Origin of the sequence: Kitasatospora cathayae (assembly GCF_027627435.1) — a bacterium.
Classification (GTDB): domain Bacteria; phylum Actinomycetota; class Actinomycetes; order Streptomycetales; family Streptomycetaceae; genus Kitasatospora; species Kitasatospora cathayae.
In genome coordinates this window covers 8006789-8025524 of record NZ_CP115450.1, presented here as the reverse complement: position 1 = coordinate 8025524, position 18736 = coordinate 8006789, and the positions used below count along the sequence as shown (strand labels likewise).

Genomic DNA, 18736 nt, shown 5'->3' with positions numbered 1-18736 from the left:
TAGTCACCGCCCACAGGGGGACGCCGCATGACGCAGCACCAGGCCGCCGACACCGCCCTGACGACCACCGGCCCGATGGTGGCCGTGACCGACCTCCGGCGCAGCTTCGGCACCGGCGAGCGGACCGTCCACGCCCTGCGCGGCATCAACTTCTCGATCGAACGCGGCGAACTCACCGCGCTCAAGGGCCGATCCGGCTCCGGCAAGACCACCCTGCTCAACCTGGTCGGTGGCCTGGACGCGCCGACCGGCGGCAGTATCGCGCTGGACGGCATCGACCTCGGCGGGCTGGACGAGGACAGCCGACTCGCCCTGCGGCGGGAGCGGATCGGCTTCGTCTTCCAGTCCTTCGGACTGATCCCGATGCTCACCGCCGCCGAGAACGTCGGTGTGCCGATGCGGCTGCGCAAGGTCCCGCCGGCCGAGCGCGAGGAGCGCGCCCACACCCTGCTGGCGCTGGTCGGCCTGGCCGACCACGCCAACCAGCGACCGGGCGAGCTCTCCGGCGGCCAGCAGCAGCGCGTCGCGATCGCCCGCGCACTGGCCAACGACCCGGGCCTGATCATCGCCGACGAACCCACCGGGCAGCTGGACTCCGAGACCGGCCGCTCGATCATGGAACTGCTGCGCGCGGTGGTCCGCAGCGAGGGCGTCACGGTTCTGGTCGCCACCCACGACCCGACGCTGATGGGGCTCGCCGACCGGGTGATCGAGCTCCACGACGGGCGGATCGTCGAGGAGGGTGCGGAGCAGGCCGCGTAGGCCGGCGGGCCTGCCGGGCCACGGACGCTGTGGTGCGCCCGACCTCCCGGCCGCCCGACCCACCTGGACCGTCCTACCCGCCCGGACTGTCCGGACTGTCCGGACAGTCCAGCCCCTGGCTCAGCGCACCGTGGGTCGCCGCTCAGGCCCGGAGGGGCCGGATCGACTGGGCATGGTGGAACACCTCCTCCCCGTCCCAGTAGGCCTTCGTGCGCTGCAGTCGTGGATAGTTCCCCTTGTAGTACAGCCTCGGGTAGGCCGGGTCGGGCTGGTCGACCGTGCCCAGGTCCACGTCCGGGTAGTTGACGTAGGCGCCGTCCGTCGCGGTGTCGATCTCCGGGACGCCCCCCGTCTCCCGGTACACCTCCCGGTAGAGGCCGCTCAGGTACGCCAGATGGTCGGCGTCCTCGGCCGGATCGGTCCAGTAGGTCTGGTACTGCAGCTTCATGATCGAGTCCCGCTGCGCCACGGCGGTCTCCTCCGGCCGGCGGGCGTTGATCCGGCAGCCGTAGGAGTCGATCTGCACCAGCGTCTTGGTGAGGTCCACCCCGCTCACGTCCCGTGTCAGCCAGTCCCAGAGGGTGCCGATCCGGGCCCGGTCGAACGGCTCCCGGTGGTAGGCCGACTTGTACTTGCCGCGCTGGTTGTCGCCCGAGGGGTTGAGCGTCATGGTCGCCTGGAACCAGGGAAGTTGGCGCCGCTTCTCCGGATAGGGCAGGAACAGCCCGGCGACGCTGTGGGTCTGGACCACCGAGCGGGTCGCCATCCCCTGCTCCACGGACGCCACGAACTCGTCCAGCGGGCCAGGGTCGTCGCCGTCCCACTGGCTGAACAGCACGACGTTCCCGTTGGAGTGGTGGGTCAGCTTGAGGATCGCGAACAGCCCGTCGTAGACCGGTTCCCGCGGGCCGCTGTGCGCTGCCAGGAAGCTGCCGAAGTTGGTCAGCAGCCGCTCGAAGTCGCTGGGGCGGTTGATCAGTTCGTTCCAGGGCCAGGCGGTGCTGCTGATCCAGACCCGCGGCGGCGGCTCGGGTGCGTCGATCGAGAAGTGGTAGCGCAGCACCACCCCGAAGTTCCCGCCCCCGCCGCCGGTGTGGGCCCAGAAGAGGTCCTGCTCGGGCGAGCCGCTCGCGTCCTCACGGTTGGCCCTCGTCACCGCGGCGCGGCCGCCCCGCACGGTGACCACGTCGACCTGGACGAGGTGGTCCACCGTGAGCCCGTGTCGGCGGGAGAGCACCCCGAACCCGCCGCCGCAGATGTGCCCGCCCGCACCGACCGAGTAGCAGGACCCGGCGGGCAGGGTGACGGCGTACTCCCGGAACAGCGTGGTGTAGACGTCCCAGTTGGTGGCGCCGCCCTCGACGCAGTACGTGGGCCGGCCGAACTTGTCCGCCCCGGCGGCCACCCCGCGCATCGTGCTGAGGTCGAGGATCACGCCCCGGTCGTTGTCGACGAAGCCCTCGTAGCAGTGCCCGCCGCCGCGCACGGTCGGGCGCAGTCCGCGGTCCAGCGCCCGGTTCAGCTCGGCCACCGCGTCGGCCTCGTCCGCGACCAGCCGGATGTAGGCGGGACTGCTGTGCCAGCGCTGGTTGAAGCCCTGGCTGAGCGTCCGGTATCGGGGATCACCGGGCAGGACCGTCCGCCCGGAGAATTCGTGCCGCATGCCCTTCCCCCACTTTCTCTAGTCCGAGAGAACCTGGCGGGCCGCACGCTAACACCCCTATTCGGCTTTGTGAATTCATTTACGAATTAATGTGACAGTACGTCATTTCTCTGGCCCCATCGAGCGCCCTTCACGACCTCCGTCCGGGGGTCGATTGTCAGTGGCATCGACTACGGTCCACGACGACTCCGCAGAATCCGTTCCACGGGAGGTTCGATGACGATCTTCTGTCCCATTCTCCGCGCGCTCCGGGCGCTGGGCCGGAGAACACGGCTGTGGTGGCCGGCGGAACCGCCGACCACCACAGCCCCGGCCTCACCGGCCGGGCGTTCGAGGGGAGAGCCCTCAGACCGCCGGGAAGATCTCGGCGTCCGGCTTGAGCAGCTGGCCCGGCTGCGGCGCCGTGCCGTCCACCAGGTAGCGGGTCACCATCGCGTTCAGCGCCTTGCTGCGGCCGACGGCGCAGTGCTCGATCGAGTCGACGCTGACCAGCACGGCGTTGCCCAGCTCCTGCTGCATCCGCTGGGCGAACTTGTACTGGGTGGCCGGGTCGTAGAGGTTGCCGATGACCATCACGGTGTTGGAGGTCTTCTTGTTCCACGGGCCGCTGAAGCGCTCGGCGTCCCGGGCCGGGGCCGGCCAGCTCGCGCAGGCCGGGGCGTCGAAGGCCTGGTAGCGGCCGAAGGTCGGCGACTCCTGCTCCCAGGCCCGGGCCACGTTGGCGAACACCCGGTCGTTCGACGGGTACGGCTTGTCCTGGCAGTTGACGCCCATGTAGGAGTCGTCACCGGCGTACTCGGAGTCGGCCGGTGCCTCGCGCAGCGCGCGCGGGACGTTCACCGTGAGCTGGTTGGCCTCGTCGTCCGGGACGTTCGCCTTCGGCGCCAGCAGGGCGGCCGCGGCCGGCTTCTGCATCACCTGGTAGGTGGCCTGCAGCGACTTCGCCAGCGGAGCCAGCTTGGCCTGCGAGTACAGCGCGCTGGCCACCTCGCTGGTGAAGCTGCTCAGCGTCACCTTGGAGCCGTTCGACAGCACGATCGGGCTGGTCCGCAGGTGGTCGCGGAGCTCGTCGAACTTGGCCCGGGTGTCGCCGTCGCCGAAGGCGCAGCGCGGGGCGCCGGCGGCCTGGCAGCGCTTCAGGAACTCGTCCAGGGCCAGTTCGAAGCCGCCCGCCCGCTGGCGGTCGTACTCCAGGCCGTTGTGCAGGCGCAGGTTGGGGTCGACGTTGCCGTCGATGATGATCGCGCGCACCTTGTTGGGGTACATGTTCGCGTACGTCGAACCGATCAGGGTGCCGTAGGAGAACCCGGCGAAGGTGAGCTGGGAGTCACCGACGGCGCGGCGCATCCGGTCCAGGTCGCGCACCACGTTGATGGTCGACATGTGCTCGATCAGCGGGCCGGCGTTCTTGCTGCAGGCGTCGGTGTAGTCCTGGTCGGCGTCCAGGGTGTCGTTGACCTCGGTCCTGGTGACGGGCACGCCCACCATGCGGTTGTTGACCGCGTCGGCCTCTTCCTGGGTCTTGAAGCACTTGAGCGGGTTGCTCCGGGCCACTCCGCGGGGGTCGAAGCCGACCAGGTCGAACTTGGCCTGCACCTCGGCGCCGAAGCGGGTGGTGGTCGCCCACATGTAGCCGCTGCCGCCGGGGCCGCCCGGATTGAGGAACAGCGAGCCGATCCGCTTCGACGGATCGCTCGCGCGCCGCCGCAGCATGGCGATGCCGACCTTCTCACCGGACGGGTTGTCGTAGTCCAGCGGCACGGGGTAGACGGCGCAGTCGTAGATGCCCGGGTCCGGCTTGCTCGGGTCGGGGTTGCACGGCTTCCAGTCGACGGGGTCGACCTTCGCCTCGGCGGCCGCCGCACCCGGGGCCTGGTCGAACGGCGCGGCCGAGGCGGCCACGGCGGATCCGGTGACAAGGGCGAGCGCGCAGGTGACCGCTCCGGCCAACGTGGATATGCGGGACAAGGAACCTCCTCCGTACTGAAAGGGCGGCCCCAGCCTGTCAGTCTGAGAACTCCGTGTGAAGACCTCGAAGCAGCGGAAATCTTCCGAGTTCCTCACCCTCGTTCCTCACCCTCCGCGACCGGAACATTCTGTGAATGAACCGACTTGACGGTTGGTTGACCCGATGGTGGTTCAATCCGACCGGTTTCGGCGACCGGTGGCCGGCGACCGGCCGCTGTCGGCCGGGCTGCGGGCTTCCGGCGTCACCCGCGGCCCGGAGGTCGACCGCTATTCGGCGATCGGCTGCGACAGGTCGTCCTCGGCGACGACCTGGTAGACCGCTTTCAGGGTCGGCGGTCCGGCCAGGTCCTTGATCCGCTCGAAGCGGCGCTCCTCGACCGGCCCCAGGCGCTCCATCCACTCCCCCATGGACTCCGACCCGTGGTCACCCTCGATCAGCTCGCGGATGCTGAACGCGGTCGCCGAGCGGCTGGGCGGAGGCTTCGCGCCGCTCGCGGTGAGGGTGGAGCGGCACGTGCTCGACGCGCCCGCCGAACTCAAGCCGGAGCACGAGCTGTTCACCGACGTCGAGTACTACGCGGGCGTGGTCATGGACCAGTGCGGTGTGCCGCGCGAGATCTTCACCCGACGTTCGCGGCGGGCCGGATCGTGGGGTGGCGCGCCAACGTGCTGGAGCAGGCTGCGGACAGCAAGATCATCCGCCCCGCAGCAGGGTACGCCGTCCCGGCGATGCCGCAGCCGGGCCGGCGCTGGGCTGACCCGGGCGGGGGCTCGTCGCCCCGTTCCCGGGTGTGGGGTACGGTGCGCGGATGAAGTTCCTGGAGCGGATCCTGGTCCGCGGGTTGTTCCGGTTCCTGTTCACCACGGCGGCTGGTTGGGTGGTGCTCGGTGTACTGGTGACGACGATCGTGGCGCTGGTGGCGGTCCGCGCGGTGCGGGACGAGCGGGCCGGGTGACCGTCCACCGGTATGCGTCGAACACACGGAGGGCTCCGGCCGGACCACTCGGTCCAGACCGGAGCCCTCGCTCATGACAAATCGAGGTTGACGGCCAGCCCGCGTCCGCCCATGCGGCAACCGGCCCGGGGCAAACGCCAAACTAAGCCCCGGTCGCGCCGCGGAGGGCGGCCGCCACCAGACCCTGGAGCTCGTCGGCCCCGGTCTCGCCCCCGCCCACCAGGCGGTCGAAGACCAGGCCGTCGATGCAGGCCAGCAGCGTGGCGGTCCGCCCGTCGGGGTCGGCCACGCCCTGATCGGCGAGGAAAGCCCGGACGACGGCCCGGCCGGCGTTCTCGCGCGGCACGAGGATCTCCCGCAGCTCGGGGTCGCGCACGCTCTCCACGGCGCAGGCGTACCGCGCGAGCGACCGCCGCCGCCCCGCGCCGGTCAGCCGGTGCCGCATCAACTCACGGATGTTCTCCACCAGTTCGTCCGCCGAACGGACCGTCGCCCGCTCCCCCAGCGCCTGCAGCTCACCCTGGTCCAGCTCGACCAGCCGCCGCACCAACGCGGTCAGTAGCGCCTGCCTGGTCCGCAGGTAGGCCGAGGTGGTGCCGACCGGCAGCCCGGCCGCCGCGTCCACCGCCCGGTGGGTCAGCCCCCGCACCCCCGCGTCCGCCAGCACTCCGATCGCCGCATCCGCCAGTACCGTCCGCCGGTCCGGCCTCCCCGCTCCGTTCGTGCCGCCCTGCTCCTGCTCGTGCCCCTGCTCCCGGTCTCGCCGCATCCCCCCTTTCTACCGGGACGGGGCCCCGCCTCGCCCGTCCGCCCGCCCGGACCCACAAGCGGAGCACCCCTCACCGCCCGCCCGGGCGCCCGCCCCTCCCCACCGATCGCCTCCCGTAAGCCCGTAGTACGCTCCTTCTACAGCTGTAGAAAACAGCGTGGCGACACGGGAAGGACCGGGCATGAGCAGCAGCAGCGCGGTGGTGGTCGGGGGCGGCATCGGCGGGTTGGCGACGGCGATCGGACTCCGGCTGGCCGGGTGGGACGTGACCGTGATCGAGCGGGCGGCCGTACTGGACGACGCCGGAGCCGGGATCTCGCTCCACGCCAACGGCATGCGGTCGCTCGGGATCCTCGGGGTGGGCGAGGCCATCGAGGCGGCCTCGCGGCGGCAGTACACCGGCGGGACGCGGACGCCGGACGGCCGTCGGCTCGCCCAGATGGACGGCAGGGCGCTGGAGCGGGAGTTGGGGGCGCCGATCGTCGGCATCCCCCGGGCGGACCTGCACCGCATCCTGCGCGAGGCACTGCCCGCCGAGTCCCTGGTGATCGGCGCGGAGGTGACGGAGATCGACACCGCCGACCCCGCCCGGGTCACGGTGGGCTACGACGGCACCACCCTGAAGGCGGACCTCCTGGTGGCGGCCGACGGCATCAACAGCCGGATCCGGCGCCGCCTCTTCCCCACCCACCCCGGGCCGGTGTACAGCGGCTCGACGGTACTGCGGGCGATCACCGAGCGTCCGGTCGACGGGCTGTCCGCCGACTTCGAGCTGACCTGGGGCCACGGTGCCGAGTTCGGCCACATCGCCTTCCCGGACGGCCGGGCCGAGTGGCACGCCGTGCTCAACTCCCCGGCCGGGGTGCGCTACCGGGACTCGCTGACCGAGGTCCGCCGCCGCTTCGCGCGCTGGCACGACCCGATTCCCGCGCTACTGGCGGCAACCAGCCCGGAGGCGGTGCTGCACCACGACGTCAACGAGCTGGTCACCCCGCTGCCTTCGTACGTCTCGGGCCGAGTCGCCCTGCTCGGTGACGCCGCACACGCCATGACGCCCCACCTCGGCCAGGGCGCCTGCCAGGCGCTGGAGGACGCGGTGACGCTCGCGGCGGCGGTCGCCGGGAGCCAGACGGTCGAGGGCGCGCTCGTCCGCTACGACGCCGCCCGCCGTCCGCGCAGCCAGACCGTGGCCCGCGACGCCCGCCGGGCCGGCCGGATGGGCCAGCAGCTCGCCAACCCGCTGGCGGTAGGCCTGCGCAACGCCGCGATCCGGCTCACCCCGCCCGGCGCGATGATGCGGACCGTCCTGAAGCACGCCGACTGGACGCCGCCCCGGATCGCTTCCCGGGCCGCCTAGCCCCGCGCTTCGCACATGGGGTTTTAGGTCTCCAGCCAGCGGGGTCGGGTTTCGTCGATGCCGAGGAGTTCGAGCAGGTGTGCTTGGACTCCTCGGTTGATGAGGACGACGGGTGGGCTGGTTGCGGTGCCGGGCCGCATCATCAGGCTCGCCAGGTGGTAAAAGATCATGCGTCCGGTGGGGCGGACGGCTCGGTTGTCGGGGTAGAGGCCGCGCATGGTCTGCTCGGGGCCGAGGGCTTGGCGGACCTGTCGTTCGATGAGGCAGAACACCAGCAGGGCCAGGCAGATCACGGTGATCAGCGCGGTGATGCGGCGGTTGTGTCGGAGGAAGACCGGTGCGACCGCGAGTGGGCCCTTGAAGTCGTGGTAGCGGCGTTCGACCACGGTTTGGCCTTTGTAGCGCAGGAAGACCTCTTCCGCGGTGGCTTGTTCGGGGGTGAGGTTGGTCAGTAGTGCGTACCAGCCGTCGACGGCGGCCTGGGCGTCGAGGACGTCCTGGTCGAAGTGCCATTCCAGGGCGGGCCGGCCGGCCTCGTCGGTGGTGATGGTGGTGCGAAGGCAGTCCTCGACCCGGCGGGCGCGGGCGATCACGCCGATCCGTGCGGTGATCTTCTCGGCCGTGCCGTAGAAGCGTCCTCCGGCGCCGCGTTGGAGCTTGTCGAGGTCCTCGGCCGCGCGGGCCAGGCGTTTGGCGCGGGCGCTCTGCTGGCCGCGGGCGTTACCGGTGGAGTGGACAAGAATCCTGCGCAGGGTGTGCGCCGGGTCGCTTTTGCGACGGCTGGTGATGGTGTGGGTGTCCTCCAGGACGCGGTAGACCTCCCGCTGATCAGCGGGCTTGTGCGCGTCACGGCCGGGGACGTAGTCCACGACCGTCGCCGTGTCGGGGTCCAGGGCGACGTAGACGTGGTGGGGGACCTTGGAGGCCGGGGCGGGCGCGACGAAGGCGACCTTCGCCTCCAGCAGGGCAGTGACGTTCGGGTGGGACACGAGTTTGGAGTCGGCCACCAGCAGGAAGTCCCGCCGGCCGGCCATCGTGCGCAGGGCCTTCATCGCGCCGACGACCTGGGCGACCTCGCCCGCGCCGCCGTCGTAGACGCGGTGGAAGAGCGGGATGCCGCCGTCGCCACTGACCGCGAGGCCGGCCTGGATCTGCTTCAGATCGACCCTGCGGTCCTTGGGATGACCGTACCTGGCCTGTGGAAACTGCTCGTCCTGGTCCTCGTAGGCGCCGAAGAGGGACATCGAGGTCATGTCCCAGTGGATCCGGGACACCTCGATGCCGAACTCCGTGACGGCCTGCGCGCCGACCGTGCCCACCAGCTTGTCCAGGTGCGGCGCGATGGCGTCCAGCGCGCGGGCGAGCCGGTCATCGCCCAGCAGGTCCGGGGCGATGCCGAACACCTCCTCCACGGCCCATTCCCGGGCCCAGTCGCCCACCCGCACCAGCGGCGCCGGTGCGGACAGACGGTTGGCGATCAACACCTCGATCACCTGGCCGTGCGTGAGATGCGCGACCTCGCGGATCGGGCACAGCCCGTCGACGATCCCGGCCACGTCCAGCCGGCGCAGAAACTCGGCAGAGGCAGGCAGAGCGCCCAGACGCCTCTCCACCACGGGCGTCAACTCCACAGCGAAGCGCGGACGGTGGACCCGGGAACGACGTGAACGGGATATCGGCACACCAGGCTCAACGACCAGCACCCCACCGGGGTACCGGTCGCATCACCAGTTCATCCGAACTCGTCATGTGCGAAGGACCGGCCTAGCCAAGGACCGTCGACCGCAAGGACCGCCGACCGCAAGCACCGTCCGCTCGGGCGACGCACCACCTCCGTGACGCGGCGTCCCGAGACCGGGCCGGCCGGGGAAGCCGTCGCCGCAATCCCCGGCCCGCCCGGCCCACCACCCGAAGGAGCAGCAATTCCTGTGGCATGGATCACGATCAGGATTTCAGCCTGCCGATCCGTCAATTCGACTGACCTATCGTCACATCAATACAAAGAGGCATCAGTTGTCAGCTGATGTGACGTCAGATTCGGCCACTCCTGCGCCAGTTGGGCCGGGTGTCAGCCCCTGCCGGTTCGGGAACCCAGGGCTACCATCGGTCGGGTTGTCCGCTCCGGCCCCGGAGTGGGGTCACCCGTCAGGCGAGTGCTCCCACCGCCCCAAGGGCCGGACATCGGTCGGAACGGGGCGAGGACGAGGAGCGCACGGGCTGCCATGACAGCTGAACCGAGCCACCCGAAGCAGTACGCCACGCCACCGCGGCCCGCACCGGAGCAGGCCGCACCCCCGCAGGCCGCACCCCCGCACGCGCTGTTCCCCGGCCGCCCGGCCGCCGCCCCGCGCACGCTGGTCGACGTGCTGGACGCCACCGTGCGCGCCCACCCCGACGAGCCGGCCCTGGACGACGGCCGCACCGTGCTCAGCTACCGCGCCCTGGCCGCCGAGGTCGAGCAGCTGCGCCGCCGGCTGACCGCCGCCGGGATCGGCCCGGGCGACCGGGTAGGCGTCCGGGTGCCCTCCGGCACCAACGACCTGTACGTCTCGATCCTCGCCGTGCTCGCCGCCGGCGCCGCCTACGTCCCGGTGGACGCCGAGGACCCGGACGAGCGTGCCCAGCTGGTCTTCGGCGAGGCCGCCGTGGCCGCCGTGCTCGGCGCCGGGCGCGCCCTGAGCAGCACCACCACGCGCCAGGCCGTGAGCGGGCGCCGCCCCACCCCGGCCGACGACGCCTGGATCATCTTCACCTCCGGCTCGACCGGCAAACCCAAGGGCGTCGCCGTCACCCACCGCAACGCCGCCGCCTTCGTCGACGCCGAGGCCGCGCTCTTCCTCCAGGAGGAGCCGATCGGCCCCGGCGACCGGGTGATGGCCGGCCTGTCGGTCGCCTTCGACGCCTCCTGCGAGGAGATGTGGCTGGCCTGGCGGCACGGCGCCTGCCTGGTGCCCGTCCCGCGCTCCCAGGTGCGCAGCGGCGCCGACCTCGGCCCCTGGCTCGCCGAGCAGGAGATCACCGTGGTCTCCACCGTGCCGACCCTGGCCGCGCTGTGGCCGGCCGAGGCGCTCAACGAGGTCCGGCTGCTGATCTTCGGCGGCGAGGCCTGCCCGCCCGAGCTGGTGCAGCGCCTCGTCACCGAGGGCCGCGAGGTGTGGAACACCTACGGTCCGACCGAGGCGACCGTGGTGGCCTGCGCCGCTCTGCTCACCGGCGAGGGCCCGGTCCGGATCGGCCTGCCGCTGGACGGCTGGGACCTCGCCGTGGTGGACGAGGCCGGGCAGCCCGTCGCCCCCGGTGGCACGGGGCAGCTGGTGATCGGCGGGGTCGGCCTGGCCCGCTACCTCGACCAGGAGAAGGACGCCGAGAAGTACGCGCCGCTGCCCTCGCTGGGCTGGGAGCGCGCCTACCGCAGCGGCGACCTGGTCCGGGCGGACCCGGCCGGTCTGCTGTTCCTCGGCCGCACCGACGAGCAGATCAAGCTCGGCGGGCGCCGGATCGAACTCGGCGAGGTGGACGCCGCCCTGCAGGCGCTGCCCGGAGTGGCGGGCGCGGCCGCCGCAGTACGGACCGCGCGCCGCGGCAACCAGCTGCTGGTCGGCTACCTGGTGGTCCAGGACGGCTTCGACCGCGAGCGGGCCGTCGAGCGGCTGCGCGCCGAGCTGCCCGCCGCCCTGGTGCCGCTGCTCGCCCCGGTCGACAGCCTGCCCACCCGCACCTCCGGCAAGGTCGACCGGGGCGCCCTGCCCTGGCCGCTGCCCGAACTGGAGGCCGCCGCCCCGGGCGAGCAGCTGTACGGCACCGAGGCCTGGCTCGCCGAGCAGTGGGCCGAGATCCTCGGCGTGCAGGTGAGCGGTGCGCGCGACGACTTCTTCGCGATCGGTGGCGGCAGTCTGGCCGCCGCCCGGCTGACCACCCTGCTGCGCACCCGCTACCCGAGCGCCGCCGTGCTGGACATCTACCAGCACCCGACGCTGCGCAAGCTCGCCCGCCACCTGGACCGCACCGCCGCCGCGGGCGGTGAGGCCCGTACCGTCGCCCTGGTGCCGACCCGGGCCAAGCTGCTCCAGTTGCTCCTGCTGGTCCCGCTGTTCACCGTGGTCGGCCTGCGCTGGACGGTCGCCCTGCTGGCCGCCGGGAACCTGCTCTCGCACCTCGGCGACTACCCGTGGGCGCCCACTGCCTCCTGGTGGGCGGTCGGCGCGGGCGCGCTCGTGCTGTACAGCCCGCCGGGCCGGCTCGCGATCGGCGCCGGTGGCGCCCGGCTGCTGCTGCACGGACTGCGCCCCGGCAGCTATCCGCGCGGTGGCGCCGTGCACCTGCGGCTGTGGGCGGCCGAGCGGCTCGCCGAGCTGAGCGGCGCGACCGGGCTGTCCGGCGCCTGGCTGGTCCCTTATGCCAGGGTGCTGGGCGCCAAGGTCGCCCGCGAGGTGGACCTGCACTCGCTGCCGCCCGTCACCGGGATGCTCAAGCTGGGCCGGGGCTGCGCCGTCGAGGCCGAGGTCGACCTGTCCGGCTACTGGCTGGACGGCGATCGGCTGGAGGTCGGCCAGATCAAGGTCGGCGCCGACGCGGTGGTCGGCACCCGTTCGACGCTGCTTCCCGGGGCCCGGGTCGGCAAGCGCGCCCAGGTGCTGCCGGGTTCCAGCGTCACCGGCCACGTGCCGACCGGCCAGCGCTGGGGCGGCGCGCCCGCCGTCAAGCTGGGCCGGGCCGAGTGGTCCTGGTCCAAGGGGACGCCGGTCCGCCGGCCCGCCTGGGCCGCGGTGTACGGCGCCGGCGTCGCCCTGCTCGCCCTGCTCCCGGTGCTGCCCGCCGCGGCGGCCGTCGCCCTGCTCTCCCGCTTCGTCGACCGGGGCGCTGACCTCGGTCCGGCCCTCGCCGGCGCCCTGCTCGGCCTGCTCCCCGCCACCCTGGCGTACGGCGCGCTGTACGCGGCGCAGCTGGTGGTGCTGGTCCGGCTGCTGAGCATCGGGCTGGTGCCGGGTGTGCACCCGCTGCACGGCCGGGTCAGCTGGCAGGCATGGACGGTCAGCCAGCTGATGGACCGGGCCCGCGAGGTGCTGTTCCCGCTGTACGCCGGGCTGGTCACCCCGCTGTGGCTGCGGGCGCTGGGGATGCGGGTCGGCCGGGGCGCCGAGGTGTCCACGGTACTGGCGCTGCCCAGCCTGACCACGGTCGGGGACGGCGCGTTCCTGGCCGACGACACCCTGATCGCGCCGTACGAGCTGGGCGGCGGCTGGATGCGCCTGGGTGAGGCGAAGGTCGGCGACCGGGCCTTCCTCGGCAACTCGGGGATGACCGCGCCGGGCCGTTCGGTGCCCAAGCGGGGCCTGGTGGGCGTGCTCTCGGCGACGCCGGCGAAGGCGAAGAAGGGCGGCTCGTACCTGGGCATGCCGCCGGTGCGGCTGCCGCGCGCGGCGGACCAGGCGGACCAGAGCCTGACCTACGAGCCGCCGGCCCGGTTGCGGTGGGCGCGCGGGCTGGTCGAGCTGGCCCGGCTGCTGCCGGTGCTGGCCTCGGGGGCGCTGGGCCTGGCGACGGTGGCGGCGCTGTCCTGGCTGGCGGCGGGTTCCCTCCTGCTGGCCGCGCTGCTCTCCGGACTTGTGCTGCTGGCGGCGGGCGGCGTGGCCTGTCTGGTCGCGGTGGCCGCGAAGTGGCTGCTGGTCGGGCGGTTCCGGGCGGTGGAGCACCCGCTGTGGAGCGGCTTCGTGTGGCGCAACGAGCTCGCCGACACCTTCGTGGAAGTGCTGGCGGTGCCCTGGCTGGTCGGCGCGGTGCCCGGCACCCCGGTGCTGAACCTGTGGCTGCGGGCGCTCGGCGCCAAGGTCGGGCACGGCGTGTGGTGCGAGAGCTACTGGCTGCCGGAGGCGGACCTGGTCACCCTCGGGGACGGGGTCAGCGTCAACCGGGGCTGCGTGGTGCAGACGCACCTCTTCCACGACCGGATCATGCGGATGGATACTGTGGTCCTCCGCGAGGGCGCCACCCTGGGCCCGGGCGGGATCGTGCTGCCCGGCAGCACGGTGGGCGCGCGCAGCACGCTGGGCCCGGCCTCGCTGGTGATGCGCGCCGAGTCCGTCCCCGCGGACACGCGGTGGCTGGGCAACCCCATCGAGGCCTGGCAGACCACGCCGTGACCACCCCTCCGACCGATCGCCCCGGCATGGTCACCCGCCCGGGCACGACCATCCGTCCCGGCATGACCACCCGCCCGGGCACGACCATCCGTCCCGGCCCGCAGGAAGCACCCGCCCCCGTGAAGCCCAAGCACGCCCCGCCGGCCGCCGGCGGTCCGGACCCGTACTTCCCGAACAGCGGCGACCACCGCTACCGGTTGCACCGCTACGAAATCGCGCTGGACTACCGGCCCGGGCCCAACCGGCTGGCCGCCTCGGCCCGGCTCAGCGCGGTGACGAACGCGGCACTGGCCGAGTTCGCGCTCGACCTGGCCGAGTTCCGGATCGGGCGGGTGCTGGTGGACGGCAAGGCCGCCCGCTACACCCACCGCGGCGGCAAACTGCGGATCCGCCCGGCCAAGGCGCTCGCGGCGGGTGCGGCCTTCACCGTCGAGGTGCACTACACCGGCAACCCCCGGCCGGTGCGCAGCCCGTGGGGCGGACTGGGCTGGGAGGAGCTGACCGAGGGCGCGCTGGTGGCCAGTCAGCCGGTCGGCGCGCCGTCCTGGTTCCCGTGCAACGACCGGCCCGCGGACAAGGCGACGTACCAGGTGGCGGTGACCACGCCGTCCCCGTTCACGGTGGTGTCCGGCGGGCGGCTGCTCACCCGGACCGCCCGGGCCTCCAGCACCACCTGGGTGTACGAGCAGAGCGCACCGACCTCGTCGTACCTGGTGACGGTCTCGATCGGGCACTACCAGCCGGTGCCGCTTGCCGCCCGCCCCGCGCCCCCGCGGACCGGTGTCGTGGCGCAGACCGGGTACGTGCCGCAGCGGCTGGCCGAGGCCTTCACCCGGGACTTCGCGCGGCAGCCGGAGATGATGGCGTACTTCGCCGAGGTCTTCGGGCCGTACCCGTTCGGCGAGTACGCGGTGGTGGTCGCGGACGAGGAGCTGGACGTCCCGGTGGAGGCGCAGGGCGTGGCCACCTTCGGCACCAACCACCTCGGCGGCGGCTGGGAGCGCGAGCGGCTGATCGCGCACGAGCTGGCCCACCAGTGGTTCGGCAACAGCGTCTCGATCGCCGACTGGCGGCACATCTGGCTCAACGAGGGCTTCGCCAAGTACGCGGAGTGGCTCTGGTCGGAGCACTCCGGCGGCCCGGCCGCGTCTGTGCACGCCGCCGCCGCGCACCGGCTGCTGGCCGGACTGCCGCAGGACCTCAGGCTCGGCGATCCGGGCCGCCGGCTGATGTTCGACGACCGGCTGTACCAGCGCGGAGGCCTTACGGTGCACGCGTTGCGGCGGGCACTCGGCGAGGACGCGTTCTTCGCGATGCTGCGGGACTGGGCCGGTGTCAACCGGCACGGCGTGGTCGCCACCGGCGACCTCCTCGCCCACGCCTCCCGGTACACCGCCACGCCGCTCGGCCCGCTGTTCGAGGCATGGCTGGAGCGGCCGGAGCTGCCGCCGCTGACGGACTGACCGACGGACGGGCTGACGGTCCGAGGTTCTGGCGGTCTGCCGGTCTGGCGGGAGCCCGGCTGCCGGGTATATTCACGCTGGTCCGAGGCCCGGCTGGGCTACTGTCCGTCCATGCCGATGAGCTCAGACGATCAGATGACCGACCAGCCCGACCACCTGCTGCCCACCACCCGCCGCGCCCTGCTGCACCGCGTCGCCGTCGCCCAGGCCGAGGGCCGCACCCCGTCGCTGGTGGCCGGGGTGGTGCGGGAGGGCCGGCTGGTGTGGAGCGGTGCCCGCAGCATGATCGACGGCCACGCGCCGGACCCGGACGTCCAGTACCGGATCGGTTCCCTCACCAAGACCTTCGTCGCGGTGCTGGTGCTGCGGCTGCGCGACGAGGGCCTGCTCGACCTGGCCGACCCGCTGGGCCGCCACCTGCCCGGCACCCCGGCCGACCAGGCCACCGTCGCCCAACTGCTCGCCCACTCCGGCGGGCTCGCCGCCGAGACGCCCGAGCCCTGGTGGGAGCGGACGGACGGCGCCCTGCGACCCGAACTCGGCGACCTGCTCGAGGAGGAGAGCCCGCTCAAGCACCCGGCCGGGCGCCGCCACCACTACTCCAATCCCGGCTACGCGCTGCTCGGCGCACTGGTCGAGAAGCTGCGCGGCGAACCCTGGGGCGAGGTGCTGCGCCGCGAGGTGCTGGCCCCGCTCGGCATGGACCGCACCACCCTGCTACCCGAGCACCCGCACGCAGGGGGCTTCGCCGTCCACCCCTGGGCCGACGTCATGCTGCCCGAACCGCTCACGGACACCGGCCTGATGGGCCCGGCCGGCCAGCTCTGGTCCACCGGCGCCGACCTGGCCCGCTGGGCGGCCTTCCTCGCCGCCGGCCACGACAAGGTGCTCCAGCCCGACACCCTCGCCGAGATGCGCCGCCCCGCCGTCGGCCCGGACGACGCCGAGTGGACCTCCGGCTACGGCCTCGGCCTGCAACTGCGCCGCCACGAGGGTCGGTTGCTGTACGGCCACACCGGCTCGATGCCCGGCTTCACGGCCGGGCTGTGGGTCAGCGAGGAGGACGGCCTGGCCGCGTTCGCCCTGTCCAACGCCACCAGGGGCGCCAACACCCCCTTGCTGGCCGCCCAGTTGATCGGCATCACGGCGGCTCACGAACCCCGGCTGCCCGCGCCCTGGCGTCCGCTGCCCGAGGTGGACGAGGAACTGCTGGCGCTCACCGGCCCCTGGTACTGGGGCGCGGCGCCCAACGCCCTGCGACTGCGGGCCGAGGGCGTCCTGGAGCTCACCGAACTCGCGGGCGGCCAACGGGGATCGCGCTTCCGGCCCCAGCCGGACGGCAGCTGGCTGGGCCTGGACAACTACTACGCGGGCGAGACGCTGCGGGTGGTCCGGCACGCCGACGGCACGGTCAGCCACCTGGACGTCGGGTCCTTCGTCTACACCCGCGAGCCGTACGGGCCGGCCGCCGCCGTTCCCGGCGGGGTCGACCCGCAGGGCTGGCAGGCGTTCTGAGCCGGTCGGCCGGCCGGTTCCGGGAGGCGTGACGACGGGGGCGTGCGATGCAGGTGCGCGCCCCCGTTGTCCACCCCGGCCGAACGACCGCCCGGTGCCGGGCAGGTGGCCGACGGGCCACGGGGGATCCCATTCAACAGGTGCACATCTGCGCTCCGCCGGGCCGCAACGTGAATGCCAACCGGCTTGGAGACACATACGGGGACCGGTTCGCATCCATGCCCGACTCCTGCGGGCCGGGACGGTGCCCTGGCGATCCACGGCACCGCCGACCGTGCTGCCCTGGAGGGTCCGCCATGACCACCGTCCCCACGTACGCTCCGTCCGCAGTCGCCCCCGCCCACGACGCCCCGGCGGTCCCCGCGCCTCGCCACCAGCCGGCCCCGGCCGCCACGTACACCGTCTCCCTCGCCGGCGACCAGGACGACGTGCGCGCCGCCCAGCGACTGCGCCACCAGGTCTTCGCCGCCGAACTCGGCGCCGAGCTGCACAGCCCGGTCGCCGGCCTCGACATCGACGCCTTCGACGAGTACTGCGACCACCTGCTGGTCCGCGAGGGCGAGGACGGCGCCGTCGTCGGCACCTACCGGCTGCTGCGTCCCGAGGCCGCCCGTCGCGCCGGACGGCTCTACTCCGACGGCGAGTTCGACCTCTCCGCGCTGGCACCGGTCCGGCCCGGCCTGGTCGAGCTCGGCCGCTCCTGCATCCACCCCGACCACCGGGGCAACGGCGCGGTCATCAACCTGATGTGGGGCGGCATCGCCCGCTACCTCGCCGACACCGGCAACACCTGGGTCGGCGGCTGCTGCTCGATCGACCTCGAGGACGGCGGCGCCACTGCGGCCCGGGTCTGGGACACCGTCAGCGCCAAGTACCTGGCCCCCGAGGAGTACCGGGTCACCCCGCACCGCCGCTGGGACGCCACCGGCGTGCCGCGCGCCGACCGCGGCGCCCTGCCCGCCCTGCTCCGCGGCTACCTGCGGCTCGGCGCCTGGGTGTGCGGCGAGCCCGCGTACGACCCGGACTTCGGCTGCGCCGACCTGTACGTCCTGCTGTCGCTGGAGCGCACCGACCCGCGCTACCTGCGGCACTTCCTGTCCGGAGCGGCCGCCCCCGGCGCCTCGTCATGAGCGTCTGGCTGCCGACCGCGCCCTGCCGGCCGGAGACCTGCCTGGACGAACGCGCGCCGGAGGTCTCGCACCCCCGGCGGGCGCTGCGGCTCACCGCCTGCCTGGTGGCGGTGCTCGCGGGCGTGCTGCTCAGCCTTCCGGTGCGGCTGCTGCCGTACGGCGTCCGGGAACGGCTGATCCGGCTCTGGGCGCGGGTGCTGCTGCGCGCCCTCGGGGTGACGGTCCACCTCGGGACATCCGGGGCTCCGTGGTCAGGCGGAGCAGGCCAGTCGGGCAGAGCTCGCGGCGGCACGGCGGTCGGCGCCGACGGGGCGCTGGTGGTGGCCAACCACGTGTCCTGGCTGGACATCCCGCTACTCGCCGCCGGGCGGCCCGGGCGCTCGCTGGCCAAGACCGAGGTCCGCAGCTGGCCGGTGCTCGGGCACCTGGTCGCCTGGGGCGGCACCGTGTTCCTGGACCGCGACCGGTTGCGCACGCTCCCGGACACCGTGGCGACGGTGACCGAGGTGCTGCGCGCCGGGCACCCGGTGATCGTCTTCCCGGAGGGGTCGACCTGGTGCGGGCGGGAGAGCGGCCGGTTCCGGCCCGCGCTGTTCCAGGCCGCAGTGGAGGCGGGCGCCTTCGTCCAGCCGGTGACGATCCGCTACCGGCTGGCGGACGGACGGTCGACCAGCGCGCCCGCCTTCATCGGCGACGACGGGCTGCTCACCTCGCTCGCCCGGGTGGTCGCGGTGCGCGGCCTGGTCGCGGACGTCACCTTCCTGCCGCCGATCCCGCCGCCCGGGCCGCAGCCCACCCGGGCGGGGGCCCGGCGGGAGCTGGCCCGGGCGGCGCAGGCGGCGGTGGAGGGGATCCGCTGAGGAGCCGTGCCCGCACCGCCCCAACCCCGATCCGGGGTACTGCATCGGCACGGCGTCGCCAGGACATCGGCGGCACCAAGGCCCGACGTCGCCACGGCACGACGTCGCCACGGCACGGCGTCGGCACGGCACGGCGTCGGCACGGCATCGACT

At 73.2% G+C, this 18736-nt stretch carries 13 protein-coding genes and 1 pseudogene; 9 read left to right on the top strand and 5 right to left on the bottom strand.

The genetic code is table 11. The annotated features are described in order from the left end of the window. Positions 1-27: 27 nt before the first annotated feature. Positions 28-762, top strand: coding sequence for an ABC transporter ATP-binding protein (locus tag O1G21_RS35840; RefSeq protein ID WP_270149669.1), 735 nt, complete (start codon positions 28-30; stop codon positions 760-762). Positions 763-904: 142 nt separating this feature from the next. On the opposite strand, the gene O1G21_RS35835 is transcribed toward O1G21_RS35840, so the two are convergent. The 3 genes from O1G21_RS35835 to O1G21_RS35825 all read right to left on the bottom strand — a co-directional run bounded on the left by O1G21_RS35835 (position 905) and on the right by O1G21_RS35825 (position 4789). Beyond that, the gene (locus tag O1G21_RS35835) at positions 905-2425 is read right to left on the bottom strand and encodes an FAD-dependent oxidoreductase (RefSeq protein WP_270149667.1); all 1521 of its coding nucleotides are present in this window, start codon (positions 2423-2425) and stop codon (positions 905-907) included. Between the two features lie 345 nt (positions 2426-2770). Then, positions 2771-4393, bottom strand: a complete 1623-nt coding sequence (locus tag O1G21_RS35830; protein ID WP_270149665.1) for an alpha/beta hydrolase — start codon at positions 4391-4393, stop codon at positions 2771-2773. Positions 4394-4660: 267 nt separating this feature from the next. Continuing rightward, complete coding sequence (locus O1G21_RS35825; RefSeq protein ID WP_270149664.1) at positions 4661-4789, bottom strand: hypothetical protein; 129 nt, start codon at positions 4787-4789, stop codon at positions 4661-4663. Between the two features lie 43 nt (positions 4790-4832). Here O1G21_RS35825 and O1G21_RS35820 point away from each other — a divergent pair. After that, a pseudogene (locus O1G21_RS35820) lies at positions 4833-5206 on the top strand (citrate/2-methylcitrate synthase); the annotation flags it as partial. Next, positions 5203-5349 carry a hypothetical protein gene (locus O1G21_RS35815; protein ID WP_270149662.1) on the top strand — a complete coding sequence of 49 codons (147 nt, stop codon included), beginning with the start codon at positions 5203-5205 and terminating at the stop codon, positions 5347-5349. The pseudogene O1G21_RS35820 and the gene O1G21_RS35815, both read left to right, overlap by 4 nt. Before the next feature lie 142 nt (positions 5350-5491). Here the strand turns inward: O1G21_RS35815 and O1G21_RS35810 are convergent, their stop codons facing one another. Beyond that, entirely contained in the window at positions 5492-6118 is a 627-nt protein-coding gene (locus tag O1G21_RS35810; RefSeq protein WP_270149660.1) for a TetR/AcrR family transcriptional regulator, read from the bottom strand. 181 nt (positions 6119-6299) lie between these two features. On the opposite strand from O1G21_RS35810, the gene O1G21_RS35805 reads away from it, so the two are divergent. Beyond that, on the top strand, positions 6300-7475 hold the full coding sequence (locus tag O1G21_RS35805; RefSeq protein WP_270149658.1) for an FAD-dependent monooxygenase: 1176 nt from the start codon (positions 6300-6302) through the stop codon (positions 7473-7475). Between the two features lie 23 nt (positions 7476-7498). Here O1G21_RS35805 and O1G21_RS35800 read toward each other — a convergent pair whose 3' ends face one another. Continuing rightward, entirely contained in the window at positions 7499-9091 is a 1593-nt protein-coding gene (locus O1G21_RS35800; protein ID WP_270141408.1) for an IS1634 family transposase, read from the bottom strand. A gap of 606 nt (positions 9092-9697) precedes the next feature. On the opposite strand from O1G21_RS35800, the gene O1G21_RS35795 reads away from it, so the two are divergent. The 5 genes from O1G21_RS35795 to O1G21_RS35775 all read left to right on the top strand — a co-directional run bounded on the left by O1G21_RS35795 (position 9698) and on the right by O1G21_RS35775 (position 18583). Next, positions 9698-13615, top strand: coding sequence for a Pls/PosA family non-ribosomal peptide synthetase (locus tag O1G21_RS35795; RefSeq protein ID WP_270149656.1), 3918 nt, complete (start codon positions 9698-9700; stop codon positions 13613-13615). A gap of 62 nt (positions 13616-13677) precedes the next feature. Continuing rightward, positions 13678-15078 (top strand): M1 family metallopeptidase, encoded by a 1401-nt coding sequence (locus O1G21_RS35790; RefSeq protein WP_270149654.1) that lies wholly within the window; start codon positions 13678-13680, stop codon positions 15076-15078. 135 nt (positions 15079-15213) lie between these two features. Then, the gene (locus O1G21_RS35785) at positions 15214-16593 is read left to right on the top strand and encodes a serine hydrolase domain-containing protein (RefSeq protein ID WP_270151439.1); all 1380 of its coding nucleotides are present in this window, start codon (positions 15214-15216) and stop codon (positions 16591-16593) included. A gap of 296 nt (positions 16594-16889) precedes the next feature. Beyond that, positions 16890-17723 (top strand): GNAT family N-acetyltransferase, encoded by an 834-nt coding sequence (locus O1G21_RS35780; protein ID WP_270149652.1) that lies wholly within the window; start codon positions 16890-16892, stop codon positions 17721-17723. Next, positions 17720-18583 carry a lysophospholipid acyltransferase family protein gene (locus O1G21_RS35775; protein WP_270149651.1) on the top strand — a complete coding sequence of 288 codons (864 nt, stop codon included), beginning with the start codon at positions 17720-17722 and terminating at the stop codon, positions 18581-18583. The genes O1G21_RS35780 and O1G21_RS35775 overlap by 4 nt, the downstream gene beginning before the upstream one ends. The last annotated feature ends 153 nt before the right edge of the window (positions 18584-18736 follow it).